The sequence below is a fragment of the Priestia sp. SIMBA_032 genome (assembly GCF_046535215.1).
Classification (GTDB): domain Bacteria; phylum Bacillota; class Bacilli; order Bacillales; family Bacillaceae_H; genus Priestia; species Priestia aryabhattai.
This window is the reverse complement of record NZ_JAWRXD010000012.1, coordinates 38,991-62,828: the sequence shown is the minus strand read 5'-3', so window position 1 is coordinate 62,828 and position 23,838 is coordinate 38,991. Positions and strand designations below refer to the sequence as shown.

28 protein-coding genes and 1 pseudogene are annotated in these 23,838 nt (G+C 35.7%); 18 read left to right on the top strand and 11 right to left on the bottom strand.

From position 1 onward, the window contains the following. Positions 1-6 precede the first annotated feature (6 nt). Positions 7-831: a hypothetical protein gene (locus SB717_RS24675; protein WP_410905039.1), complete on the bottom strand. Its 825-nt coding sequence runs from the start codon at positions 829-831 to the stop codon at positions 7-9. 223 nt (positions 832-1,054) lie between these two features. On the opposite strand from SB717_RS24675, the gene SB717_RS24670 reads away from it, so the two are divergent. Further along, positions 1,055-1,381, top strand: a complete 327-nt coding sequence (locus SB717_RS24670; RefSeq protein ID WP_029714136.1) for an antibiotic biosynthesis monooxygenase family protein — start codon at positions 1,055-1,057, stop codon at positions 1,379-1,381. Positions 1,382-1,807: 426 nt separating this feature from the next. Here SB717_RS24670 and SB717_RS24665 read toward each other — a convergent pair whose 3' ends face one another. Continuing rightward, the gene (locus tag SB717_RS24665; RefSeq protein WP_410905037.1) at positions 1,808-2,110 is read right to left on the bottom strand and encodes a hypothetical protein; all 303 of its coding nucleotides are present in this window, start codon (positions 2,108-2,110) and stop codon (positions 1,808-1,810) included. A 248-nt stretch (positions 2,111-2,358) separates the two neighbouring features. Here SB717_RS24665 and SB717_RS24660 point away from each other — a divergent pair, with 248 nt between their 5' ends. The 3 genes from SB717_RS24660 (at position 2,359) to SB717_RS24650 (ending at position 5,216) form a co-directional block, all read left to right on the top strand. Then, positions 2,359-3,423 carry a beta-carotene 15,15'-monooxygenase gene (locus SB717_RS24660; protein ID WP_410905035.1) on the top strand — a complete coding sequence of 355 codons (1,065 nt, stop codon included), beginning with the start codon at positions 2,359-2,361 and terminating at the stop codon, positions 3,421-3,423. Positions 3,424-3,562: 139 nt separating this feature from the next. Next, positions 3,563-4,816 carry an erythromycin esterase family protein gene (locus tag SB717_RS24655; RefSeq protein ID WP_410905033.1) on the top strand — a complete coding sequence of 418 codons (1,254 nt, stop codon included), beginning with the start codon at positions 3,563-3,565 and terminating at the stop codon, positions 4,814-4,816. Positions 4,817-4,847: 31 nt separating this feature from the next. Next, positions 4,848-5,216, top strand: a complete 369-nt coding sequence (locus SB717_RS24650; protein WP_251460645.1) for a cupin domain-containing protein — start codon at positions 4,848-4,850, stop codon at positions 5,214-5,216. Between the two features lie 26 nt (positions 5,217-5,242). On the opposite strand, the gene SB717_RS24645 is transcribed toward SB717_RS24650, so the two are convergent. After that, on the bottom strand, positions 5,243-6,016 hold the full coding sequence (locus tag SB717_RS24645; protein ID WP_410905030.1) for a Cof-type HAD-IIB family hydrolase: 774 nt from the start codon (positions 6,014-6,016) through the stop codon (positions 5,243-5,245). Positions 6,017-6,030: 14 nt separating this feature from the next. Continuing rightward, complete coding sequence (locus SB717_RS24640) at positions 6,031-6,201, bottom strand: hypothetical protein (RefSeq protein ID WP_186326202.1); 171 nt, start codon at positions 6,199-6,201, stop codon at positions 6,031-6,033. Positions 6,202-6,315: 114 nt separating this feature from the next. Here SB717_RS24640 and SB717_RS24635 point away from each other — a divergent pair, with 114 nt between their 5' ends. Together SB717_RS24635 and SB717_RS24630 are read left to right on the top strand one after the other, a co-directional pair. Then, complete coding sequence (locus SB717_RS24635; RefSeq protein ID WP_410905104.1) at positions 6,316-6,813, top strand: hypothetical protein; 498 nt, start codon at positions 6,316-6,318, stop codon at positions 6,811-6,813. Positions 6,814-7,070: 257 nt separating this feature from the next. Beyond that, positions 7,071-7,364 (top strand): DUF1878 family protein, encoded by a 294-nt coding sequence (locus SB717_RS24630; RefSeq protein ID WP_410905028.1) that lies wholly within the window; start codon positions 7,071-7,073, stop codon positions 7,362-7,364. A 522-nt stretch (positions 7,365-7,886) separates the two neighbouring features. Here the strand turns inward: SB717_RS24630 and SB717_RS24625 are convergent. Together SB717_RS24625 and SB717_RS24620 are read right to left on the bottom strand one after the other, a co-directional pair. Continuing rightward, on the bottom strand, positions 7,887-8,072 hold the full coding sequence (locus SB717_RS24625) for a hypothetical protein (RefSeq protein ID WP_410905026.1): 186 nt from the start codon (positions 8,070-8,072) through the stop codon (positions 7,887-7,889). A gap of 510 nt (positions 8,073-8,582) precedes the next feature. After that, the gene (locus tag SB717_RS24620) at positions 8,583-8,864 is read right to left on the bottom strand and encodes a DUF4190 domain-containing protein (protein ID WP_271993311.1); all 282 of its coding nucleotides are present in this window, start codon (positions 8,862-8,864) and stop codon (positions 8,583-8,585) included. Between the two features lie 293 nt (positions 8,865-9,157). On the opposite strand from SB717_RS24620, the gene SB717_RS24615 reads away from it, so the two are divergent. The 4 genes and pseudogenes from SB717_RS24615 to SB717_RS24600 all read left to right on the top strand — a co-directional run bounded on the left by SB717_RS24615 (position 9,158) and on the right by SB717_RS24600 (position 10,829). Next, positions 9,158-9,301 carry a hypothetical protein gene (locus SB717_RS24615; RefSeq protein ID WP_410905024.1) on the top strand — a complete coding sequence of 48 codons (144 nt, stop codon included), beginning with the start codon at positions 9,158-9,160 and terminating at the stop codon, positions 9,299-9,301. Beyond that, entirely contained in the window at positions 9,301-9,540 is a 240-nt protein-coding gene (locus tag SB717_RS24610) for a hypothetical protein (RefSeq protein WP_410905022.1), read from the top strand. The genes SB717_RS24615 and SB717_RS24610 overlap by 1 nt, the downstream gene beginning before the upstream one ends. A 292-nt stretch (positions 9,541-9,832) precedes the next feature. Continuing rightward, positions 9,833-10,183: pseudogene (locus tag SB717_RS24605) on the top strand (ATP-binding cassette domain-containing protein); the annotation flags it as partial. Between the two features lie 340 nt (positions 10,184-10,523). Beyond that, the gene (locus SB717_RS24600) at positions 10,524-10,829 is read left to right on the top strand and encodes a hypothetical protein (protein WP_029714145.1); all 306 of its coding nucleotides are present in this window, start codon (positions 10,524-10,526) and stop codon (positions 10,827-10,829) included. A gap of 956 nt (positions 10,830-11,785) precedes the next feature. Here SB717_RS24600 and SB717_RS24595 read toward each other — a convergent pair. Beyond that, entirely contained in the window at positions 11,786-12,832 is a 1,047-nt protein-coding gene (locus SB717_RS24595; RefSeq protein ID WP_410905020.1) for a 2,3-butanediol dehydrogenase, read from the bottom strand. A 127-nt stretch (positions 12,833-12,959) separates the two neighbouring features. On the opposite strand from SB717_RS24595, the gene SB717_RS24590 reads away from it, so the two are divergent. The 4 genes from SB717_RS24590 to SB717_RS24575 all read left to right on the top strand — a co-directional run bounded on the left by SB717_RS24590 (position 12,960) and on the right by SB717_RS24575 (position 16,152). Further along, entirely contained in the window at positions 12,960-13,865 is a 906-nt protein-coding gene (locus SB717_RS24590; RefSeq protein WP_074679711.1) for a LysR family transcriptional regulator, read from the top strand. Positions 13,866-13,877: 12 nt separating this feature from the next. Continuing rightward, positions 13,878-14,195, top strand: a complete 318-nt coding sequence (locus SB717_RS24585; RefSeq protein ID WP_312036107.1) for a hypothetical protein — start codon at positions 13,878-13,880, stop codon at positions 14,193-14,195. Between the two features lie 11 nt (positions 14,196-14,206). Next, complete coding sequence (locus SB717_RS24580; protein WP_234483794.1) at positions 14,207-14,479, top strand: hypothetical protein; 273 nt, start codon at positions 14,207-14,209, stop codon at positions 14,477-14,479. A gap of 410 nt (positions 14,480-14,889) precedes the next feature. Continuing rightward, positions 14,890-16,152 carry a SulP family inorganic anion transporter gene (locus SB717_RS24575; RefSeq protein ID WP_074679713.1) on the top strand — a complete coding sequence of 421 codons (1,263 nt, stop codon included), beginning with the start codon at positions 14,890-14,892 and terminating at the stop codon, positions 16,150-16,152. An 88-nt stretch (positions 16,153-16,240) separates the two neighbouring features. Here SB717_RS24575 and SB717_RS24570 read toward each other — a convergent pair whose 3' ends face one another. Next, positions 16,241-17,185 (bottom strand): phosphotriesterase family protein, encoded by a 945-nt coding sequence (locus SB717_RS24570; protein ID WP_410905017.1) that lies wholly within the window; start codon positions 17,183-17,185, stop codon positions 16,241-16,243. 220 nt (positions 17,186-17,405) lie between these two features. Continuing rightward, positions 17,406-17,912: a CcdC protein domain-containing protein gene (locus SB717_RS24565; protein ID WP_029714153.1), complete on the bottom strand. Its 507-nt coding sequence runs from the start codon at positions 17,910-17,912 to the stop codon at positions 17,406-17,408. A gap of 268 nt (positions 17,913-18,180) precedes the next feature. Between SB717_RS24565 and SB717_RS24560 the strand changes: the two genes are divergently transcribed. The 4 genes from SB717_RS24560 (at position 18,181) to SB717_RS24545 (ending at position 21,328) form a co-directional block, all read left to right on the top strand. After that, positions 18,181-18,618 carry a helix-turn-helix domain-containing protein gene (locus SB717_RS24560; RefSeq protein WP_410905015.1) on the top strand — a complete coding sequence of 146 codons (438 nt, stop codon included), beginning with the start codon at positions 18,181-18,183 and terminating at the stop codon, positions 18,616-18,618. A 255-nt stretch (positions 18,619-18,873) separates the two neighbouring features. Then, the gene (locus SB717_RS24555; protein WP_410905013.1) at positions 18,874-19,437 is read left to right on the top strand and encodes a CPBP family intramembrane glutamic endopeptidase; all 564 of its coding nucleotides are present in this window, start codon (positions 18,874-18,876) and stop codon (positions 19,435-19,437) included. A 470-nt stretch (positions 19,438-19,907) separates the two neighbouring features. Further along, positions 19,908-20,684, top strand: a complete 777-nt coding sequence (locus tag SB717_RS24550; protein ID WP_410905011.1) for an SDR family NAD(P)-dependent oxidoreductase — start codon at positions 19,908-19,910, stop codon at positions 20,682-20,684. Positions 20,685-21,037: 353 nt separating this feature from the next. Next, complete coding sequence (locus tag SB717_RS24545) at positions 21,038-21,328, top strand: hypothetical protein (protein WP_410905009.1); 291 nt, start codon at positions 21,038-21,040, stop codon at positions 21,326-21,328. Positions 21,329-21,504: 176 nt separating this feature from the next. On the opposite strand, the gene SB717_RS24540 is transcribed toward SB717_RS24545, so the two are convergent. Beyond that, positions 21,505-23,034: an MDR family MFS transporter gene (locus tag SB717_RS24540; protein WP_410905007.1), complete on the bottom strand. Its 1,530-nt coding sequence runs from the start codon at positions 23,032-23,034 to the stop codon at positions 21,505-21,507. A gap of 53 nt (positions 23,035-23,087) precedes the next feature. Then, entirely contained in the window at positions 23,088-23,759 is a 672-nt protein-coding gene (locus tag SB717_RS24535) for a MarR family winged helix-turn-helix transcriptional regulator (protein ID WP_410905005.1), read from the bottom strand. Positions 23,760-23,838 lie beyond the last annotated feature (79 nt).

Here is a 23,838-nt window from a genome sequence, read left to right as displayed (position 1 = left end):
GTTTTCTTAAAACTCATCTGCCTTAGCAATTCCTAAATTAGATTCAAAGTCGGTGATGTATACACAGGCATTCGTATATTTATCATAGGAAGCATAGCTAAAGTTTCTGCTTACATTGTAATCTCCACTTATAGGCTTATAGAATTGAATCGATTTAATTTGATCGTTGAGAGATAAATTAAAATTATGAGTCGTTTTTTTTAATTGTTCGAGCTGCAGCTTGGTGAAACTATCGCGATGCTTTTGGATTTCGTCTTGCATAAGCTCTATTTTATATTTAGATACGGTGTTAATATGATCAATCGCAGGCCCCATATCTTTTTTTATTTGTGCTTCAGAAGAATGGAAGTGCTTATCATCAAATGAATCTGACACGTTATTGCTTCCTTCCCAAGTTTTTGTTGCATCTATAACGTCATGCATATTGTTCATGAGCGTAACTTCATAGATAGTCTTGCTTGAATTAAATCTTTTATAGGATTGTACATACTCTTTTTCTGTTAAATCATCTACATCTCTTTTTAATTGGGCTATGCTTTTTTTTAATTCTCTATCACTTTGTGTTTCTATTTTTGACGTACTATTAACAGACGCAGAAAGCAGGTTAAAATCATTTTTATAGCTTTGAAACGTTTTATCGTCTGTCTTTCCATCCCTATTGATTAAGCGTTCACACTCGTTTTGCAGAAATTTCAGCTCTATGGCCAGCGCTTTTTTTGCCTCGCTTCCATCTATGCTTTCATTGTTTGAGCGTGTGTGGCTGCATCCCATTAACCCCAGCGCTAAAGCTATTGTAATGGTTCCTATTGTTACCTTGCTTATGTTCCTCATGTTGAAACTCCATTTCTATTTGTTTATTACTTACATATAAAAACTATATCATAAAAATGGAATATTTATCTTTATATACTATTAAATGTTACATTCTGTGTAGATAAACTAAAAAAAGTATTATAATGGAATTTGTAAAAATGGTGTTAAAAGAAAAACAAACAAACAACCATACACTTATACTTTTTTACTGTTAATTTGACTTCTAAAGGAGGAAATCAATATGGATGGAATCGCTAAAACCCCCGAACCGCCTTATTATGCCGTTATTTTTGCTTCTGAAAGAACAGAAGGCGAGAAGGGTTATGGAATCATGGCAGACAAAATGGTGGAGCTTGCATCTAAACAAAAAGGCTTTTTAGGAATAGAAAGTGCCAGAGATCGAGATTTGGGCATTACCGTTTCATACTGGGATTCCTTAGAATCAATAAGAATGTGGAAAGAAAATTCAGCCCACCGCGCAGCACAGCACAAAGGGAAAACAGAATGGTATCAAACGTTTTCGCTTAGAGTGTGCAAAGTGGAAAGACATAGCTTTTTTGAGATGTAGGGCGTACATGGTTGTTTGTTTAAAAAGGATGAGCAGCCGCTATATTTTTAGCTGTTATGGGGTTTATGGCCGTTTTTATCACTTTGTGTTCACTAGAAGCAAAGCTAAGAACGATTGTTAAACAAAACGATAGAATTGTTGAATTACTTGAGAAACGGAATAGAGAGTAAACAAACCCTAATGAACTCAACGTTTATGATATCATCTCCTGACTTTAGCTACGGGAGATGTTTTATTTTAAGAGTGCATAAAAAAAACCTCAGTAGGAGGTCTAGTTATTACTTTTAAAAAAACACTTATAACAAGCTCATCTACTGTCTTCATCTAGAGGCTGTATTAAAAGCTAATTATAAAGTAAGGCTATATTTATCGTTTCATCAGGAAAGATGAGCTGAACTTCTTTATTTCTTACTTGTGATCTTTCATTTAATCACCGTATTTTTTTCTGTACGTGAGAAACGTTATTAAATATACAACTGAAATCGTCGTTAGAAAAACTAGCGGGGAAATGCCATTGCCATTATAAGAACTTTTCCCTTGAAAAGTCCGATAAATGGACTCTACAACATCTAAAATTAGTACACCAATAACGATCATAAATGAATACGATTGAGCCTTCGTGTTGATAAACTTCTTTCTTTCGTCACCTTTTCGCGAAGATGATGAAATAAAAATCAAAATTCCGCAAGCTAACAGGATGAATGAATACACAATTTTAACCCAATCCATTCTTACTCCTCCTTGTTAAAAATGTAAAAAGTGTTTTACATTATCATTGTATCATCAGTTCCAAAAATGTCAAACTCTTTTTACATTGTAAATTATTTGTATATAAGAATCTCTATAGAAGATTGGATATCTTTAAATGGATTTTATAACACAAAGTCATGTTATAAAGTGACTTAAATCAACTCCATTGGTAAAATGGAAGTAACAGGAATTTTTGTGTTTCACCAACTAAAAGTGAGGTGAGTTGTGTGGTTCTTCATAAAAAAACAGTTTCTTTTGTTGCTCTTTTTTTACTGCTGTTAGTCATAAGTTCAAATTACGTGTTGTACCACTCTTCTTTTGGACTTCAGTCTTTGCCTGCTGATCTCAACGGAGTAGTAGTAGGTTCTATTTTAGACTTAAGCCTTGTGGCTCCGCTCTTATTTCTAGCCTGGCAGCGTAGGTTCAGCGTGAAATATTTTATTGTATTAATGGCTACAGGCCTTATTGCTGCACGTTTTATCATTCCGAGTGAATATTTGGCTTCTTTTCAGTCGGTTATGTGGCTAGGTGTTGGCATAGAAGGAGTACTCATTTTATTTGAACTTTCACTGCTGTTTATGCTAGTTAAAAATGTACCGCCTATTTTGAAAAGGATCAAATCAAGCTCTTTACCGCTTTTATTTTCCTTTTCGCGTGCTGTAAACGAAAAGTTTCCCAACCAAACGTTTATACACATCCTTTGTTCAGAAATGCTGATGTTTTACTATGCGTTTGGAACGTGGAAGAAACAGCCGAGTACTGGAGGGAATACGTTTACTCTTTATAAACGCTCAAGTTTTATCACGTTTCAAATTATGATTATTCACGCCATTGTCATTGAAACATTAGGGCTTCACTGGGTGCTGCACAATACGTCTATGATTCTATCGACTATTTTACTGATTCTGAATATTTACAGCATTGTTTTCTTCATAGGAGACATTCAAGCATTAAGGCTTAACCCTTTACGAGTCGATGATGATCGTCTATACATTTCATTTGGTTTAGCTAAGCGTATGGAAATACCATTTAGAGATATTGCTGAGATAGTAGAAGACACTCACATCCTCGAACAAAAAATACCCAGCACCACGATTGAATTTATCGCACGCGATTTTGAAACTGTGCATCCCGATCTTTTACTAAAACTAAAATCTCCAATCGAAGCAACGCTTTTTATGGGAATCAAAAAGAAATACCAGCAGGTCGCCATTCGGGTAGATGATCCTCATGCGTTTAAAAAAATAGTCAAAGAACGTTTGGAGAAAGCTGAGCGGGATGAGTTGATCTAGAACTCTAGAAAGACAAGACCTTATAGGGGTATCTATAAGGTCTTTTTGCTGTTGATTAGTTACCGGACATAAATAGTGAAGTGTTAGCTGTATTTTAGTAAAATGGAAGTAATAGGTAACACAGTGAAGGGGGATAGAGATGGGAATTTTTTTTAGAGGAAAAGAGAAGTATTTAAACTCTATAGAATGGCTATCTGAAAACTCAATCCATTTAAGCAAACCAACTGAATGTACGCCGCAAGAGTTTGAATTTCTCCGGCATATCGTAAAAGATAAGAGAATTGTGTGGTTAGGGGAAAACGGTCATAACATAAGAGAACATAATATGATGAAGTCAAAAATAATAGAATTTCTACATAGAGAAATGAATTTTACCGTACTGGCATTTGAAAGCGGATTAGCTGAATGCTGCAGCGCTAATGAGTTAAAGGAAGAGTTTACAGATGAAGACTTTTTAAAAAACGCCGTTTATTCTTTATGGGCAACAAAAGAAAATCTGTCTTTGTTTCAGCTAATGAAGAAATCAGATTTAAGTTTAATAGGAATAGATAGTAACCCTTCTTCTAATCCTGATCTTTTCGTAAAATTTGTTCAGCAGCTGAGTCCCGGAATGTCTGAAGACGTGATAGAAAAGATAGAATACATTGAATTAAGTATATATAAATGGTACTACCAGCTAGGGCAATATAAAGCGAGAAGAAAAAAAGTCCCAGCAGAAATGCTACGTGAGTTTGAAGGGTTTAAAGAAAAAGTAAATGCAGTAATAGCGGACTTAGAAGCTTATCTACATGCAGAATACGTTTTGTATCTTGAAAATCAAGAGCTTGTATGTAAGGTTAAAATGATTATTCGATGCCTGCAAAATCGCTTATATTTTATTAACCATATTCACCATAATCATCGAACGTATAAAAAAGTAAGAGAAAAAAGAATGAAAGAAAATCTAGAGTGGGTTTGCCAGGAGCTGTACCCTGACGAGAAAATTATTATTTGGGCCCATAACCTTCATATCTTTAAACAATACAAAACGTTTACGGGATTTGAACCTCTAGGAGCAATTGTCTCCAATAAAATAAAAGAACAGTCTTATTACTTAGGCTTATTTATGTATGAAGGTGAAATACATACGGATACAGGGCAGCCTTATAAAATAGAGAAGCCGCCTAAAAAAAGTCTAGAGGACTATATGCATCAAGTGCAGTCACCGGCTTTATTTACTGATTTCTCACAGCTTGAAAAAAACTCAGACAACAAATGGATATTTACTAAAACGATCTTTTTAGAAAGTGGTACTATGCCAACTTTATTTGTACCACGCGATCAGCTAGACGGTGCTTTATTTGTTGAGTCTGTGTCTCCGCCTGAGTATCTTAAACGCAGTAAAAATAAATAAGAAATCGTAATGAACAAAGAAGAGGTGCACATTGAAAATCTATAAATTTAGTAAAAAACATGGCGAAAAAGTAGAAAAATATCAGTCGCATTTAGCTACTTACGTAAAAATGGCACAAGCAAACGAAGCAGCTACTATCGGTTATATGTATATAGAAGGAGAAGGAACGGTAGGATATCACGAAGCGCCTATAGCTCAGCTATTTATCGTAGTTGAAGGTGAAGGGTGGGTAACAGGAGAGAATCGAAAACGAATACCCATTAGACGTGGAGAAGCAGCACTGTGGGGAAAAGGAGAATGGCATACATCGGGAAGTGAAACCGGCATGACGGCGATTGTCATTCAATCCGAGGCTTTACACCCTGAAGCATTTATGGAGATAAAAAAACAGCACGCTTAGATGACTTATCCAAGCGTGCTGTTTTTCTATAAGACTTTGAATTTTTTTAGAGCAAATTCAATTCCATCTTCACCCGATTTTTTCGTTACAAAATCTGCGAGGCTTTTCAATTTATCAGATCCGTTGCCCATCGCAATTCCAAGGCCGGCTAACTCGATCATATCAATATCATTTTCTCCGTCTCCGAATGCGATAGCCTCGGATTGATCGATGTTAAAATAGTTTAAAACCTTCACAATAGCTACTGATTTTGTAATTTCTTCTTGAAGAACACTTACGACAAAAGGGTGCCATCTCTTAAATAGTAAATGAGGAAATCGCTGTGTATACTGCTTGGCGGTTTTGTCATCGGCATACAAGCACATTAAATAAATATCTTCATCATAAATACGCTCATTCATTCGAGGATAATCACTGAGAGATAGCGTTTCCTTCAGTGCTTTTAAAATATTATCATCTTTGACACCGTTCATGCTGAGCTCTTTTGTATAAAATGAAAGACCGTGATTTTCTAATGCCGCGTATTCAAAGACTTCACGCGTAACGTGCTTATCCATAGACAGCTTATGAATGACTTCTTCATTATGTACAGTAAACGCTCCGTTTGCGGTAATAAGCGTATCTATACCTAATTCTCTAATTTCTTCACAGAGAGATAAAGGCCTGCCTGTTGCGGCTACGACTTTTAATCCTTTAATTTTTAGGCTTTTTACAATTTCTCGAGTTTTAGCGGAGATAGTCCCGTTTTCGTGGTGCGTAAGGGTTCCGTCCACGTCAAAAAATACAATTTTATAGCTCATAGTATTCTCCTTGCTTAAACAGCTCGATCTTTTTTTACATTTATAAATAATAATGCACAAATTAAAATAGCAGCTGCATATAAAAACGCAGAAACAACCGGTTTATGTAAAAAAGCAGTATGATTGTATGAAGAGTCATACAAATAAAGAGCGGCTAAAAATAGAAAAGGCAGTAGTTTCTTCATGTTGTCACCTCCTGGTTTTATTATACATATTTTTCTTGTATTTGTATGTAATCTTAGTGAGAGCGATAGAATAATATCATTTTACAAAAGTAAAGAGAAAGCGAAGTGACGAATATGACCGTACATCACTATATAGGATCTCCCTATGAATTGCCTACAGGAAGTTTTGGCACAAAAGAAACGCTGGTGCCTTTACCCGAAGTTTCTCTTTTTAATCGAAATCAAAAGAAAGATAAGCCGATTACAATTTATGAAAAAGAAGAAGATGCGTACGGTATTCGTATCAATCGCTTAACTGACGGGTACAGCGATATAAAGCGTGTATTCACCTTGCCATATATCTACGAATTATCTTGTGATGCACATTCTAAATCAATGAGAGAGCTTTTTACATATATTGAAGAACAACTTATAGAGGGGTGTTACATTGAATTATATTCGTGCTTGGACGGAGATGAAGCGGAAGAAAAAGATTCAAGTCTAGATACGAGTATTAACTTAAAAACGCTGTATTTTGGAAAGCATTATCAATTAGATAAAAAGAAGTATATCTATGAATTAGGGGAGATGTTTACATTTGAAGATAAACAATTTGTAGTGGTGGTTAAATAAGTTGGTTAGCCTATAACTTTTGGATAAGAGCTATAGGTTAACCGCACTGATATTTACAAAAAAGGCTTAATGTACGGAATAAACCCATATGTCTCCTTACTTTCAATTTATGAAATTATTCTCATTTATAATAATGTACCTCATTATTCCATTAATTACAAATTCATACTCTTATAAACGGTTTATTAGATCTACTATATTATGGTAAAATTCACAGAGTATAGTAGTATCATTTTTTAAAGAAAGATGGGAAGAAGTTGGATGTCGTAAAAGAAGTAAAGCTATTAAAATATCAAATGAGTCTCATGAAGCACATGATTAACGCAGAGGAACACCCTTTTTTTATGTTTGCGATTGATCATGAATTTGAAGAAAATCAAGTGAAGGCATTCTTAAAAATACTAGGTTTGTGTAGCTGTCGAATAAAAGGTGAAGAAATTTTCGAATGGTATCAAAATGATCAGCTGTTCTCTCAATTTAACCTTTGGTTAAATAAACTATATGCGTCAGAACCACCTACGTTAGAAGAATTAAAAATGTATGTGGCTTAAATTTTTTATCAGGAATTTGAACTAGAATATTTATTGTGCAGTTTGAATAAGCAGTTTATTCAAACCGAAGTTTGTGATTTTTTCTTGAAGTGTTTAAAAACAGATTTGAAATAAATGATTTAAGAGGGTTTTAAATATGTAGAGTTTAAAGGGAAAGGAAGTTTAATTGAAGTGGCACGAATTATCAACTTTTGGTCATTTATGTGTGCGTTACTGTGCGTTGTGTTCTTTTTCATCGCTTTTAATCACCCAGCGTTATTTAATATAAATTTTTGTTTAGCAATGATTCTATTTTTCGTCGGCATTGCAGGGTTCTTTGGAATAAACAATTAGGCATCGGCTCTAAGAAGTATTCTAACGGTGGTAATTAGTGCTGGATTAATTCTAGTAACAGGATTTATTATCTTCATCGGCAATCTTTTTTCATAGCAGATACATAAAAGATACTAAAAAAGATTCTCATTTAGATAACCTTTAGTAAGCACGCTGCAGAAACAATTAAAATAGTACGCTGACTTAACGTTACTCCTCATCCTTTGGTGTAGCAGCTCCATTTTCGTATATCTTTTCGATAATTTTATACGTAACTCCAGTTAAAACGGACAGGATTAGCATCTTTCCTATAAGGTTAAAACCATAGTTATATTTTAGATATTCTAATAGTACTGCATAGAAAAATACGCAGATGCCTAATATAACATGTTTCATAAAAAACTCCTTTGTTATTGACTTCATATAGCTATATTTAAACGTATAGAAGAGGGCTAAATCGTTAGCCCTCTTTTAAGTAAGCTTGTTAAGTGACCAGTTGTTTTTTAACTCAGTTATTTACATTCAAAAGAATAATCATTGGTAATTGAATTATGTATTTCTACTATGGCTTCTCCGCTGTTATCGTAACACTTTGAGGTCAACGTTTTTATTTCAGTACTATTAAAATAGCTAGAACAGTTAATCAAGACAGAGATGACTAGCAGTAAAGTAAGTAGAACAATCATTATTTCTTTTATTCTAGATTCAACGATAGGTCTAATTTTTTATTCTCCTTTTCAATTTACATTAAAAGCTATAGTTGTAGTAACAATGATTCACAGTTAACATTTAAATTTCAAGAGCTTGATCTTCGGATAGTCGAAAATCAAGCTTTTATTCTTTCATGTAGAAATTTTAATACTCCTATCTACACCCCGATATTCTTACATTTTTAATTTACCTGTTTTATTCATAGTCCACCGTCGTTCCGCCAAACATAAACGTAATAATCCCTAATACAAAGAACAGCTGAGAAATTACGCCTACTATACTGCAAATCAGCCCGGCGATTGCGAGTCCTTTACCGCTTTGATTGGTAGCAGCTATTTGATTTGATGCTTTTTTGTAGAAGATAATGCCAATAATACCTGTAATAAACCCGATGATTGGAATAAAAATGGACAGGATACCTAGAGTTAGAGAAACAATAGAGTTGGTGTTTACTTGAGGTTTTGTGTTAGTTTCCAACGAATTCACTCCCTATAAATTATATTTTTTTGATTATACCATAAAAAGGAATAATGTCCTTTTTACTAATAAAAGTAGAAATTTTTAGAATTATATGTGTCTCTGTATATTTTCTATGCGTCGTTTCATTAAACGTAAGATGATATGTACAAAAAGAAACTTATTCTTTGACGTTCCTATAAGGAAATCAGCTTCGTAGAGTATATTTACTGAGCTAGAAGATTCTGCGTCATAAAATCAATTAACCTAAATTAAGGAAAATATGATACAATAACCCATGAGAATGTTAATAAATGGAATTGTTTATACTGGATGCTTTTCTGTATGTATCATTTGCGATTATGACAGCATTCTTTTTGCATGCTGCTATTAAACTAGCTATATTTCAAACAATACATAAGCATGTGTGCCTGCAGAAAATAGAAGGAGGAGTATAGTGAAGAAATACATCATTTCATTCGGCGTAACATTTGGCACCATAGCACTTCTGTTTTTTATAGGCAATACATTTCATATTTCGTTACTGTCAGTTCAGTGGATTTATGTAAATGAATCGGAAAATTTTCAAATGGAAGCAAAAGGCGGTTTGATACCGGTGGCCCTTGGACTTATTCTCGGTTTTATAACCGACTACATATTAAGTGAAAAAGAAAAAAAGCAGGGTCATCAATTATAGTGAAGAAAAAAGGATCTGATATAGCAGATCCTTTTTTTATTTGTGCTTTCAATAAGTGAATATGAAAAGAATAGTATATGTAGATGTTGTCATACATATTACGGTCATAAAAAACAAACGAAGGGGAAGCAAAGCTTTATGTTATCATCGACTTTTTATAATTTACTGGATATAATTGGTATTTAATAGTAATTTTTTTGTAAAAAAGTGATTTCGTGTGCCGTCAAAATGACTAAATCAGTTACTTTCTATGATTACACCTAACTACTAATAGAGAAAGTGAAGTGAGCAAATGACAAATCTTTTAGAAGTTAGAAACATGGCAAAATCGTTTGACCAAAATGAGGTTTTAAAAGATGTTTCATTTAATGTACCTCCTGGATCGATTGTGGGATTTATTGGTGATAACGGAGCGGGGAAATCTACGACGTTTAAAGCAGTACTAGGATTAATTTCGAGAGATAGCGGAACTGTAGAAATATTTGGTGAAGACAATTTGAATACAGATGCGACGATTAAAGAAGATATTGGCGTCGTGTTTGACGCGATTAATCTGCCGGTTTCTTTGACCATAAGACAGCTAAAAAATGTTTTCAAGAAACTATTTAATTCTTGGGAAGAAGCTGATTTTCACCGGTTGCTTCTTCTTTGCATGTTCCTATCTTATATACTCTCTTTGGAATGTTGATGTATATTGCTTCTTACTTTATTGCGCTGTCTATCTACTGGAAGAGAGAATTTTAGTGTGAATTGATTTTGAAGTAAAGACTACCAAGCGTTCCGGAAGGCTATTTATCAACAAATAATTCAAACAAAAAACAGCCACAACATTTGATAAACTAAGCAAACAAGATCTTAAAAATATAACCGATATCATTGCGGATAAGGCTTAACTTATGGGGATTTTTACAAAAGTTAATTGTGTCCTCTAAGCACATGTATTATAGTAAAAGATGCAGTTTTAAAATGTGAAAGGAGATTATATGGGGAATTTGTTTAAACGGGCTTCAAACGTATCAAAAACCGCTTTTATTGCTACACTGATTTTGTATATCATTATTGTAGCGTGTTTTATTCCGTCAATTGTATTTGCGGGAGCTTTCTTTGCTATAGTAATTAAAATAGCAGCAGCACTTTTAATCTTAGCAACAATCCTAGGAATGATTTATTCGTTCTTCATTAAAGGCGGCCAAAAATTTCTTTTTTTACTGTTACATGCCGCTTCTTTATTGATTGTTTTGTTTAGTATCTCTGCTTTTATGCTCGCTAAAAGCGCTGAGTTGACATAGTGAAGAGGAATTACATATGCAAAAAGGCAGGAGAAATCCCGCCTTTTTTATTTTTGTATGATTTCAAGGTGGGTTGTATTTTCTCGAGAGGCGCCGCTGACTATTTGGCTAAACGTGTTTAGCAAGAAGAAAAGAAGGAAAAGAATATGTGATAATTTGGAAATAATCATAGTTGTGACAGGAGGTATGGGTTTTCTTTTCTCTTTTTATCTTTTTTATTTTTACTCTGTTATAAGTGAAAGCAAGGGGAAACCTTTGAGTGAAAGCCAAATCTATATGGTGAGAGGGCTAGCCGTAATCGTTCTTTTAGCCAGCGCTATAACGGGAAGTCATTTTACCTAAACAGGATTGTGCTATTAATCGGTGCATCTCTTAATTGCTGACAAATCAATCATATGCTGCCACGATCAAGCTAGGTGGGGTGAAAAAGAGGGGAGGCTAATACAATGAAATGGTACAGGCACGCGCTCATTCCTTTAGCTATAGGTTTTTTTAAGCTTTGTGTGTTTTGTCATTTATAGTAAGGCAGAGGCAAATCCGAGTCTTCAGATGAATCAGGCGCTGTTTATTTCGATTGGTATATGTATTGGAGGAGTTTTGGTTATTTTGATTATCCTGTTATCTATCTTAAACTTTTTAAAGTATTACTACGGTGCTTAAAAAAAGCAGACATGTGTATTTTATATCTGTGTGATCCTCATCAATTAACCTATTGGTACGTCAACGCTAAACTAGGCAACTTTTTGTAGTCCATGGGATTCAGGTAACCAAGCGTCTCATGGATTCAAATGTAATTAAATCAATGGACATCGTTATGTAGTTTACTTGTTAATTCTTCTAAACTGTCAAACTATGTTAGGGAAATTTTACACATATCTCGGCTGGACCCGATTAAAGAAATAAAAAGCCACTAATTGCTATTAGTGGCTTAGAGAAATCCTCATTGTTGATGATTCTTATTGCTGTTCCGATTTAACCAAAATTTTAACTTGGTTTTTTTCTTTAATCAGGCTTTCAAACCCTTCTTCAATTACATCGTCTAGGGCTATCTTTTTCGTTACTAATTTTTCGGCTGAGAAGTAGCCTTTTTGCATAAGAGACAATACTGCTGGGAACACGTTACGATAGCCAATGATTCCTTTAACAGTTCGTTCTTTAATTACAATATCATTCGGTAGAATTTCTGCTCCTTTTTCCCATATGCTAACGATAATAGTTTCTCCGCCAATTCCTGTAGATTGGATTGCTTGACGTAATACAATAGGTACGCCTGTTACTTCAAATGATACATCTACGCCACCTTCAGTTAATCTAGCAATTTCGGCTACCGTATCTTCAACTTCAGCAGGATTAATGATGATTGCTCCTAATTGTTCTGCTTTTGCTTGTCTTTCCGGAGATAATTCAACTGCATAAATATCAGTTGCACCTGCTGCTTTCAACGCTTCAATGACAAGAAGTCCAATAGGTCCACATCCAAATACAGCAACTTTGTCTCCTGCTTTTACTTTACTTGAACGTACTGCATAAAGAGCTACTGCCGCTGGTTCTACTAAAGCACCTTGTTCATAAGATAAATCGTCTGGAAGTTTGAATAAAAGTTCTTCGTCTACTGCAACATATTCACTAAGACCTCCACCGCCTCCGGCTAAACCTAAGAATCCCATTTGTTCATCTAGGTTATAAGCACCTTGGTGTCCATGTGTAGCAAAGATTGGCTCAACTACCACACGATCACCAACTTTATAATGGGTCACACCTTCTCCAACCTCTACTACTTCACCTGAGAATTCATGTCCAAGCGTCACTGGAGCAACCTCATTAGTGAGAGGGTGCGGTCTATCAACTGGAATAAAGATGGGACCACCTAAGTATTCATGTAAATCACTACCGCAAATTCCACACCATTTAACTTTCATTTTCACCTGACCAGCCTGGACAACCGGTTCATTTATTTCTTCAAGACGAATATCTTTTTGATTATGCCATCTTAGCGCCTTCATATACTACATCTCCTTGTGTCATTTCTTTTACTATAGCTATAAGTATACAACCAGATATACTTATGGTAAATTTAGTTAATATTAACGATTGTTAAGCAATACTTAACTAAAAGAAAAAGAGGGCATTATGAATATTGAACAATTAAAATATATGGTGGAAATAGGTAAAACTGGTTCATTAAAAGAAGCAGCTGATAACCTGCATATTACGTTGCCTGCACTAAGCCAATCTATAAAAAATTTAGAGAAAGAACTAAATATAATTATTTTTCATCGTTCTAGAAGAGGATCTATTCCAACTGAAGAAGGTCATAGGTTAATTGAAAAGGCCAACTCTGCTTTATTGAAAATTCAAGAATTTATGGATGAAGCAGAAGCGTATACAAATACAATGAATGGTGAAATAAAGATTGCAACCTACCCAGGACCAATGGAGCTTCTCGTTCACTTAATAACAGAAATTAAAAGAGAATATCCGAACATAAAGGCTTCCGTCTATGAAAATAGCACCGAGTACATTATAGAGAAAGTTCTAGATGGGGAGGTAGATGTAGGGTTTATTACTTATACAGAAAAAGAAGAAAAAAAGTATCGGAACTTGGTATTTAAAAAGTTATTAGATGGTCATATGGTAGCTGCAGTAAATAAGAAGTCGCCATTAGCCAAACAAACACTCATTACTGAAGAGATGTTAATTAACCAGCCCATTGTTTTATATAACGACAAATATATTCAGGAATTTATGAAAGGTTTTAGCTCACTGCCATGTGATATCTTGCTTACTACCAATAATGTAGATACAATTCGTAATACGTTGGAAAATAATACGGCAATAAATATAGGATTTGACTATGCGTTTAAAACAGATGCCGGCTTATCTAGAAGTGATCAATATGTAGTCGTTAACTTTGCTCCTCCGCATTATAAAACTTATTCTTTTGGGTACTTTTATAATGCCAATAATGGGCTTTCTAGAATAATAAGAGAATTCTTAAAGCGGATTCATAGAACTATAGTAAATAATGAATTATAAAGAGTGAATTGTGTGAAACGTCATTTAAACTTGCTTTTATCGTTATGTAGTAGTTTGTTCATTTTTTTATTGTCACTGTTTCAATGGGATTTAGATAATTGTATAGGGAAATACGTAAGTCCATATATATGGTTATTCTTTGTCATTCCTTTCTTTTTACTACTAACGCTGTGGACAGGAATTTATCTGTTTAGCAGTAGAAAATGGCTGCCACTGGCTATTCAAGTGATAACCGTGGTGCTGTGGTTCTTTATTCCGTTTGAGCAACTTAATTTAGACATAAACTTTAAACTCCATCAACAGAAGAGAGAAGAAGTGCATCTAAAATAAAAAGTGGCGCCTTGAAATCCGATGAAGCCAACTACCCATCGCTCATTCCTTTACCCAATGAACCCGACAACTCATCGCTTATTGATTTAACTAAAGAGTATGCGAGCGTATCTAGAGGTCGAGATGATGTCGCAGTAGAAACCAAAGGAAAGGGGACATCCGTGCTTTTATTTAAAAATATTGGAATATTAGGTCATTTCTCAGGCTTTGTTTATGACCCAAACAACCCTAAACCTTCATCAGGCGATTTTGGTCTGAAGTTTGAAGAAATAAAAAAGGTATAAAAGAATTGGTATTATATATCTTATTAGTAAAAAAACGAGCCTGGGACAAACGTATGTTAACTCAAGTGAAAAACGGACCCTCGATCAACATGCTTGATGGGTGGTTCGTTTTTTTTGTTAGGATGAACGTAGATTTCACCTGTTTAGATTTCTTGCTTTATTTATTACTAAGAAGCGCAGTTTAGTTGAAAAATAACTAAAAGAATAAATAGCAAGAATTTTTAAGGAAATTTTAATAACTTGCTAAGAAACTTCTAATTTCTCCTTTATTTTTTTGTAAGTTGTCTCCTTTAAAATAAAAGTAATCGAGTAGCCCACCTTATTTTGAATGGTTGAAAGCTCAATAAGGTTGTATGACGAAAATACGAATGGGTAACCTCACTACTTAAAATGGAGGCTGATGTACACTTATGAATCTAGAGGTTTTTCGAAATTACTCCTTGCAGCATTTGAAGAAAGATATACTATCGGGTATTGTTGTTGGCATTATAGCTATACCTTTAGGGTTAGGATTTGCGATAGCTTCTGGAATATCGCCTGTTACAGGACTTTATACAACGATTGTAGCGGGCTTGCTAATTGCTATTTTAGGTGGATGTAGGTTTCAAATCGCGGGACCTACCGGTGCGTTTGTTCCTGTTTTATTAGGGATTGTGTTGCAATATGGTTATGAAAACTTATTAATTGCCGGCTTTATGTCCGGAATTCTCCTCATTATCTTTGCGCTATGTAAAGTAGGAGCTTTAATCAAGTATTTTCCGTCCTCTATTATTGTAGGATTTCAGTCGGGAATTGCGCTGATTATCTTTAGCGGGCAGATCCCAAACTTCCTTGGGCTGCACGCGATTGACAAATTTCAGTTTTTTCATTTGAATATAAAAGAGATCTTTGGTAATTTACACTTCATCAACATCTATAGTATCGCTACAGCAGGATTGTGCTTAGCTACGATTTTAATTGTTCTTTACTTTTCGCCTAAGTCGCTGGGAATGTCTTATTTACTCGGAATTATTGTCTCAACGGGCTTAGCATCTTTTTTCTTTGCAAATCAGTTTGAAACCATTGGTTCCATTTACGGAGAGATACCTCGTCATTTCCCGGCGCCAGCGTTTCCAGATATAACAGTGGAGAGGGTGGTAACTCTTTTACCTTCTGCATTTGTCATTGCTATACTTGTAGGGTTACAATCTTTACTGACAGCTCGCGTTGCAGATGAAATGACAAAATCAAAGCACAGCAGCAAAAAAGAACTGATTGGCCAGGGAATCGTAAACATGGTAACGCCGATGTTTTCAGGTATTCCCGCGGCAGGAGAGATTGCAAGAACTGTTACCAATATTAAAAACGGAGCTTCGTCTCCAATTGCAGGGATCACGCACGCTATCTTTGTGTTGATTGTGCTGCTAGTGCTCGCTCCGTACGCTTCATACGTGGCACTTGCCAGTCTCGCGCCAGTTTTGATGGTCGTGGCATGGAATATAAGTAAAAAAGAACAGTTTGCAAAAGTGATAAAAGAAAAATCATTTCATTCATTGGTTTTACTTACGACATTTTCGCTAACGGTATTTACAAACCTAACAGTTGGAATAGGCGTCGGATTATGCTTATGTGGTGTACATTTTATAGTGAAAAAGAGTCAAGAAAAACAAAAGCTATTAAGAAAAACTGGTTAATATAATCATATAAAATAATACGCGGAAAAACCCCCACTGCAGGCTTAGACAGTGGGGGTTTTAGTAGTAATGAAAAAGACTATCTCAATTATTTTCCTTCAAACCAACAGCGGGCGTTATCAAAAAGCATATGCTGAATCTGCTGTTCGGTTACGCCTTTTCTTTTTAATTCCGGCACGACTTCTTCTAATACAAAGCTCATCGACCATTTTGGAAAACGTTCTTCAATCACGCCTTCTGGAAACCAGTCCATTGTACAGCAGTAGTCTTGTGATAGAAACATGCGGTTTGAATAGCCTTGTTTAGCTAATTCAATGACCGTTTCATTTCTATTTTCAGCTGAACATTCTCTTGTCAGGCCGTAGCGGTCCATACCAATAAAGGCACCTTGCTTTAAAATGTTTGAAATATACTCGAGGTTATCCGTATCACCCGTATGTCCAATCAGAATTTGATTTGGATTAGCGCCTTCATCGAGTAAGATGTCCAGCTGCTTTAAGCCTGTGCCGCTTGCAGGATGTGAATGAGTCATAATCGGCACGCCCGTTTTTTTATGAGCGCGTGCCACGGCACGCATTACTTTTTCTACATCCGCCGTTACGCCAGGTGCATCTGTAGCGCATTTTAGAAAGCCGGCTTTAATCGACGTGTTTTGAATGCCGACTTCGATGTCTCGAACAAACAGATCTGCCATATAGTCAATGCTACGAGTTTGAAAATGGGTAGGGATGTAGTTATACGTATAAATTCCCGTAGCTGCGATGATTTGAGTGTCCGTTTCACGGGCAATTTTTTCAATAAAACGAATATCTCGTCCTTGTTCCATCACCGTAGGATCACAGATTGTTTTGACTCCGAGTTTCTTCACGCGATTTACTTGTTCCACTGCCTTTGCCACTTCTTGTTTTTCATCATATAAATGAGGAAACTGTGCGTGAACAGATTCAGAACGAACGCGCATATGTTCATGGATTAACGTTAGCCCTAGTTCTGACGCGTTGACTGGGCCTGTTACAGAATTGATAAATGTCATAGTGTAATTCCTTTCATAATCTACCTGTAAATTAAACAGCGGTTGATCAGGTACATTTTTAATTTAATCTGTTTTATTTTTATATATAGACTACTGCTATAAAAAACACATATTGCATTATACAACATACGTATTGTCTTACACAACAGGCGGGCCTTTTACTCCCCATGACAAAAAATCCTTCTTTCCAAACAGGAAGAAGGACTAGTCATATTGATGATTACCCAGCATTTACACTGTAGCTATCACCATTTAGTTTACGGAATTTTAAATAGCTGCCAACTCTCCAAATGACAATATACATAAAAGCTAGTGTCATCGTTAAGACCGCGAAGTCTATGGAGTCTAAGCCTTTAAAGTACTGGCTCAAGGCCATTCTTATAAAAATAATGGCGATAATCACATATTTAAAATTTTTATTTGGCTTTGAGTAAATGAAGCCGTCTTCTCTTACCTCATAGTCTGTTTGGCTAAGCATAATGAGTCCGAATATAACACCTAATACACCAGCAATCAGCATTTCCCAGTAGGGTGGTAAGTGAAAGGGCTGGCCCGGTATGTGCATCAGCTGACTTAGACTAAGTGAAAATGCAATCAATATGAACAAAATAGGAGCTAATATACCAAGTCCATTCCTTTTAATGGGTCTATGTCTCCTTTTAACCCTTCTCCAAATAATGAATCCAATAAGAGCGATAACCAATATATAAATAAATAGCATTTCCATCGTAATTTGGCCTCCTTTTTCATTTTTATGTTCGTACAATCCACTATTTAGTATAAACAATAAAAGGATGAAGATAAAAGTGCATTCTTTCATTTTTTACACATGAGAATTCTCACTATTTTTTATCACTGCCGTTGTAGGTTTTGGTATGCGCCTCATTAACTGTTTCTTTCTTTTTTACCACAATATGTTAGAATTGTAGAAAACGAGAAAACGTAGTGCAAGCAAATTTTGTTTACACGCTGCCATAGTTATAGAGGTGAATGAGTTGAGGTTAGGAAATCAGTTGCAAAAATTAAGAGAAGAAAAAAAGATATCTGAAGAAGAGGTTGCTAAGCAAGTGGGTGTATCTGTACAACACATACATAAGTGGGAAAATAATCAGAGCTATCCTGACATTCAGCATCTTTTAAAGTTAGGGGACATCTACGAGACGACCATTGATGAATTTATTAAAAACGATATTGCATTACAAAACAGCATAAACATTTGTGAAGAAGAAAAAGAAGACGACGATGAAATGTTTCACCCAGGTTTTTATATTGGAATAGGTATTATGTTTCTTGGTACTTTACTTAGCCTGGTTATCGGCAATCTTACAATTACGATGGCATCCAATATCGCCGGAATGCTAATTGCTTGTTTTTATAAAGGTATTTTAAAACTTTTGCAAGATGTCAAAAAGGATTTTTATGAACAAGGATAAAAGGGTGAAAACATATAAAATCCTTAAAACGAATAGTATAGGTTATCAATGAAACCTAAAGCAGGAAGGTGACGTAGTGATGATCAAGTCAAAGCTTTTGTGGAAAGTTATTGGCCTAGAAATCTTAGTTATCTTTTGGTTTGTGGTAAACGGTGCATACGTGAGCATGACGCATCCTGCTACACATTATCTTCAGTTTTTAGGAATCTTCCCTTTGGCGATTGGAATAGCATTTTATCTAACAAAAACAAAAAAGTGGCCGCATTTTTTCTCCTTTCAACAAAACGGGTCTTTAAAACGAGAATCCTGTTTCTTTCTCCGCTTCTTTTGTATTTGCTTATTATCCTCATTGATAACAAAGGTGCACACGGAAGTTCCATTGCTGATCTTGTTCTTATTTTGCTTACCCAAACTCTAGTCATAGCATTTGTAGAAGAGATGGTATTTAGAGGATTTATCCTTAATCTGCTGCTATCAAAAAGCTATAAAGTAGCGGTTCTTCTATCGTCGTTCCTATTTGCCTTTACGCACAGTTTGAATATGCTAAGCGGTCAATCGGTAGCAAATACAATTTTTCAAATTTTATTTGCATTTGTGATTGGGTTGGTGCTGGCTTTGCTGATCGTTAATGGTCAATCGATTGGAATTATGATTGTATTCCACGGCTTAAACAATTTTCTCCAGTTTACAAGCCCTGTTGACGCTAACGATTCTTTACTTATTAATTACGCGCTGCTTTTATTTTTAAGCGGATACGCCTTTTATTTATGGAATCGAAAAGCTACTTTATCTGTTTCTCAACATCAGATTAGTAGCTAGTCAAAAGAGACTGCAACAACAGTATTTTAGTTAAAGAAAAATCTGAACGATGAATGGAGATTCTTGATGGAGAATCAAACTCGTTCGGATTTTTTGTTGTTGTGATGAACCTAGGTTTCGTTTATGTGGGTGGGTGCTTCTAGCGGTTGATTGGAGGGCAAGGCGAAGACTCCTGCGGGAAAAGCGGAATAGGTGAGACCCCGCAGGAACGTAAGTGACGAGGAGGCTCACCGGCCGCCCGCGGAAAGCGAAGCCTTGCAAGGAAATCAACAGCGGTGTAGCAAGTGACCTATACTAGCTCCTTTGTCCAATTCGCTCGCCTTTAGATTGAATTGCTTTAGTTGTGGTCTCACTCTCTTTTTAGAATTTCGAAGCAGGTATTAATCTATCCAAAGCTGAATAACTCTTATGACTAATGCTGGTGAATTTAATTTGTTGAGATCTTATTAAACGCAAAAGGGGAAAACTATATGTTTGAAGAAAAAGTAGGGATTATTACGGGTGGAACGTCGGGGATTGGTTTAGCAACAGCGGAATTACTCGCAAAAGAGGGCATGCATGTTGTCATTGCCTCTAGAAACAGTGAAAAAGGAGAAGAAGCTCTTTCTAGATTAAGAAAGTGGTCTCCTCGATCTCTTTTTATCAAAACCGATGTAACGAATAGTCAAGATGTCAAAAACCTTGTTAGCCAAACATACTCTACATTTGGAAAAATCGATGTGGGCTTTAACAATGCGGCTAACACAGAGGCTTCCTTTAATGCTACACACGAATTCAAAGAAGAAGACTTTGACCATTTGATCAACATTACGTTAAAAAGTGTATGGCTTTGTATGAAATATCAGCTGCAGGTCATGACCAAACAAAACAGAGGTGTTATTGTGAATACATCGTCAATGGACGCTATTTTGTGCTCAGCGGGGACTGGTGTATATGCGGCTGGGAAAAGCGGTGTGATCGCTTTAACGAAATCAGTTGCTCAAGAATATGGTCATCAACATATAAGAATTAACTCTTTTTGCCCAGGTGCATTTCGTACGCCTATGTTAGAAGAAAGGTTTTCAGATTTATCTTCAGAGGAAAAAGTAAAGCTCAATGAATCCTATCAAAAGCTAAACGCGCTAGGCAGAATTGGTGATCCGCTTGAGGCGGCAAAAGCAGTAAAGTGGCTTCTTTCTGATGACGCTTCTTTTGTTACAGGGCAAAACATTATTGTAGACGGTGGGATTGGGTTTAGGTTTGAGTAAGATTAATGAAATAAAAAGGTATTTAAGGGGATGCTTATGTCGTTCATTCTTAATAATTGTATAGCCATTAGTATCGTATTTACGGTAATTTTTTTTATAAGTATTGCGTTTAACAAAAGAATAGTTGCCCTTGTTCTTTCATTTGTTCTATATTATTCGGTTCATTTTTACTTCTTTACGCTTTTGCCAAAATAAGCGGGTTTGATGCTCTAGACAGTCAAATAAAAGGTTTAATAATTATCGGAGAAGGTTTGATCTTACTCGTTATTACAAGTGTATTCATTTCCGTTCAAGAGGCGAAAAAGAAAACGCTATAAAGTGAAAACTAAACGGCTGCTCAAGGTGGGGATGATATGGCAATTGGAGTTGCATTACTTGTTTTAGTATTAGGTCTGATGTTTGCAAGCGGACTAAGCCAAGGAAAATCGGCTAAAAGAAAATATATAGTGTGGGGAACAACAACTATATTAATCATAGCTCCGTTCTTTTCATGGGCCGTTTCAATTTTGTTTGTGATTAGCCAGGAAGAAGGTTTTGCAGGAGTTTCATTAATGATGTTATTGTTTCCGTTTTTCTTTTTAATAGGACTGGTTACGCTGTTAATAGGAGTCTTTAAGAAAGAGAGTGCGAATAAATCTATTTAAGAAAAAGAAAGAACAATCAAGAGTACAGCTGATAGTAATATGACTCTGAAATAACTAAAGTAAAATCTTTAATCTATTAATAAAAAAAGCCAATTCGTGTTAAATTCGAATTGGCTTTTTCATTTTTGGGAACCATCGTTGTACAAATAAACTTTTGACTAAAGTATGAATCTCTTTTATTCCTCTTCTGGTTTTGAAGATAGCACTTCTTTTTTTAGAAAGAAGCATAAAATAAAGGAAATGATTGTAAGTACAAATGCGTAAGTATAGATATGCTGAAATGATTCAATAAATAAAACTTTGATTTTTATAAATAATTCTGGAGTAATACCGTTTGGAATTCCTCCTGCTGCCAGGCTATTCATATTATCCGCCATGCTTTTTGGCAATTCATCGCCTAAACTACTTAGCTTTGAAGTAAGTGTGGAAGATAATAGCGTACCAAACACACTTACGCCCACAGTTGCGCCAATAGACTGAAACAATGGAACGGTTGCTAATGCAATTCCTTTGTGTTCTTTTTCTACGGATTCTTGAACAATTAAGTTATCCCCCCCAAACATGACGCCTAAGCCAAGACCGGTGATGAAAAAGAAAACGATAACCTGCAGGGTAGTGGTACTAATATTTAATTTAGAAAATAAATAAAAGCCGATAACAGGCATAATGAAAGAAATCACAAACAATTCGCGGTACCGAACTTTTGTTAATAGAAACCCAGAAACAATTGAAGTTGCAACAGCACCTACCATCATGGGCAAGGTTAAATACCCAGATTCAGTAGGGGTAAGGCCTAATACGTTCTGTGCAAAGTAAGGGAAAGATGAGAATGATCCCATTAATCCACAGCCTACAGTAAAAACAAGCAGTGATAATACTAAAATATTACGATTTTTAAATAGATGCAGCGGTACGATAGGTTCAACCACTTTTGATTCTACCCAAATGAAAAATCCAATTAAAAGTACGCCTACACATAGTAGCGAAATGATGAATGGAGAGCTCCACGCATATCCTTCATTCTCGACTAAAACAGGCGTAATTAATAACGAAATGATTGCGGCTACCAGAAGAACGGCTCCTGCCCAATCAATCTTTACTTTTTTTCTTTCGTGTGTTTCTTTTAACCCACTTGCTAAAAAAATGACTGCTATTAATCCTACAGGAATATTTACGAAGAAAATCCAATGCCAGCTTGCTTGATCTACAAAAAAGCCGCCCATTAACGGCCCTAAAAGCATAGGGATAAACATAACTGGACCCATAAACGCTTGAACTTTTGCTCGTTGTTCAACAGGGAACAAATCACTCGAAATCGTCATGGCTAATGGCATTAAGCCACCCGCGCCAAGTCCTTGAATTCCTCGTCCAATTAAAAGCATAATCATGGAATGAGAAAGCCCACATATAATGGAGCCTCCAATAAAGAAAGCCATAGAAGCGAAGTAGACTTTTTTTCGACTAAATAAATCGGCTAATTTACCTAGTATAGGCATAAAAGCAGATAGCGCTAGCATATAGATGCCTGCAACCCAGCCATACATAGATAATCCGCCAAGATCACGTATAATCGTTGGCATGGCTGTATTTACAACCGTTTCATCAAGCTCAGAAAAAATGATTCCAATCATCAATCCAGCCATTACTAATATTTTATTGTTTTTATTATTTAAAACTTGTTCTCCAACATTTGAGATGTTTTCCATATTGCATTTCCTCTCATAAAATCAGTAGAAAGAATCACTAAACAGCATGTGAATCATTTCTCGTTATTGTCTCTATTAGTTTCTCGGGGGTTTCGATTTCTAAATCTCGGTGTTCTAGATTCAGAAGCGTCTCCCCAAGGTCCGCGCCCAAAACCTCTTGGTCCGTGCTCTGGATCACCACCAAAGAATCTATGGTGAGGTCCAAATCCTCGCAGATCATTAGGATGTCGAAATTCTTGGGCTTTATCATGACCTTGTTTTAACATCTCTTCGTCTAAGTAAGTATTTAACTTCTGCATTAAATGTGAAAGAGTATCTTGCTCTTCTTCTGAAAGAACATCAAAGATGCCTGAGCTATTGTTTTGTTCCTCCGTAGCCTCGATAGCCTCTAGTCCGGATTCTGTTAACTCAACGGAGAGTACTCGTCGATCTTTCTCGGATGGTGTACGAACAATGTAACCTTTTCTTTCTAACTTACTAAGTAATTCACCTATTGACTGAGGTCTCATGTCCAGTAAGTACGACAGCTCTTTTTGTGTAGTTTTAGGCTGTAATTTTAGTAATTTTAATATCCGTCCTTGCCCTCGGTGCTGATCACCTAATGCTCCAGGATCTCTTCTGCTGATAAAGTAGTATCGCTGATATCTTGCTAGCTGTCTCTGGAACCTGAAAAATTGATCAATCAAATCTTGTTCGTGTAAATATTCGCTATCTCTTTCATTCATGATAAAAACCTCCTTGCTAATTAACGTTATCCTGATTTGGACAAAAAATGTTATCTTCTCAAAAAGATAAGGTACCTTA

Bases quoted from the DNA above. Each gene is read 5' to 3' on its own strand.
- SB717_RS24675 (WP_410905039.1), bottom strand. From the start codon at position 831: ATGAGGAACATAAGCAAGGTAACAATAGGAACCATTACAATAGCTTTA.
- SB717_RS24670 (WP_029714136.1), top strand. From the start codon at position 1,055: ATGGATGGAATCGCTAAAACCCCCGAACCGCCTTATTATGCCGTTATT.
- SB717_RS24665 (WP_410905037.1), bottom strand. From the start codon at position 2,110: ATGGATTGGGTTAAAATTGTGTATTCATTCATCCTGTTAGCTTGCGGA.
- SB717_RS24655 (WP_410905033.1), top strand. From the start codon at position 3,563: ATGGGAATTTTTTTTAGAGGAAAAGAGAAGTATTTAAACTCTATAGAA.
- SB717_RS24645 (WP_410905030.1), bottom strand. From the start codon at position 6,016: ATGAGCTATAAAATTGTATTTTTTGACGTGGACGGAACCCTTACGCAC.
- SB717_RS24640 (WP_186326202.1), bottom strand. From the start codon at position 6,201: ATGAAGAAACTACTGCCTTTTCTATTTTTAGCCGCTCTTTATTTGTAT.
- SB717_RS24635 (WP_410905104.1), top strand. From the start codon at position 6,316: ATGACCGTACATCACTATATAGGATCTCCCTATGAATTGCCTACAGGA.
- SB717_RS24625 (WP_410905026.1), bottom strand. From the start codon at position 8,072: ATGAAACATGTTATATTAGGCATCTGCGTATTTTTCTATGCAGTACTA.
- SB717_RS24615 (WP_410905024.1), top strand. From the start codon at position 9,158: ATGGAATTGTTTATACTGGATGCTTTTCTGTATGTATCATTTGCGATT.
- SB717_RS24600 (WP_029714145.1), top strand. From the start codon at position 10,524: ATGGGGAATTTGTTTAAACGGGCTTCAAACGTATCAAAAACCGCTTTT.
- SB717_RS24595 (WP_410905020.1), bottom strand. From the start codon at position 12,832: ATGAAGGCGCTAAGATGGCATAATCAAAAAGATATTCGTCTTGAAGAA.
- SB717_RS24590 (WP_074679711.1), top strand. From the start codon at position 12,960: ATGAATATTGAACAATTAAAATATATGGTGGAAATAGGTAAAACTGGT.
- SB717_RS24575 (WP_074679713.1), top strand. From the start codon at position 14,890: ATGAATCTAGAGGTTTTTCGAAATTACTCCTTGCAGCATTTGAAGAAA.
- SB717_RS24570 (WP_410905017.1), bottom strand. From the start codon at position 17,185: ATGACATTTATCAATTCTGTAACAGGCCCAGTCAACGCGTCAGAACTA.
- SB717_RS24565 (WP_029714153.1), bottom strand. From the start codon at position 17,912: ATGGAAATGCTATTTATTTATATATTGGTTATCGCTCTTATTGGATTC.
- SB717_RS24550 (WP_410905011.1), top strand. From the start codon at position 19,908: ATGTTTGAAGAAAAAGTAGGGATTATTACGGGTGGAACGTCGGGGATT.
- SB717_RS24545 (WP_410905009.1), top strand. From the start codon at position 21,038: ATGGCAATTGGAGTTGCATTACTTGTTTTAGTATTAGGTCTGATGTTT.
- SB717_RS24540 (WP_410905007.1), bottom strand. From the start codon at position 23,034: ATGGAAAACATCTCAAATGTTGGAGAACAAGTTTTAAATAATAAAAAC.
- SB717_RS24535 (WP_410905005.1), bottom strand. From the start codon at position 23,759: ATGAATGAAAGAGATAGCGAATATTTACACGAACAAGATTTGATTGAT.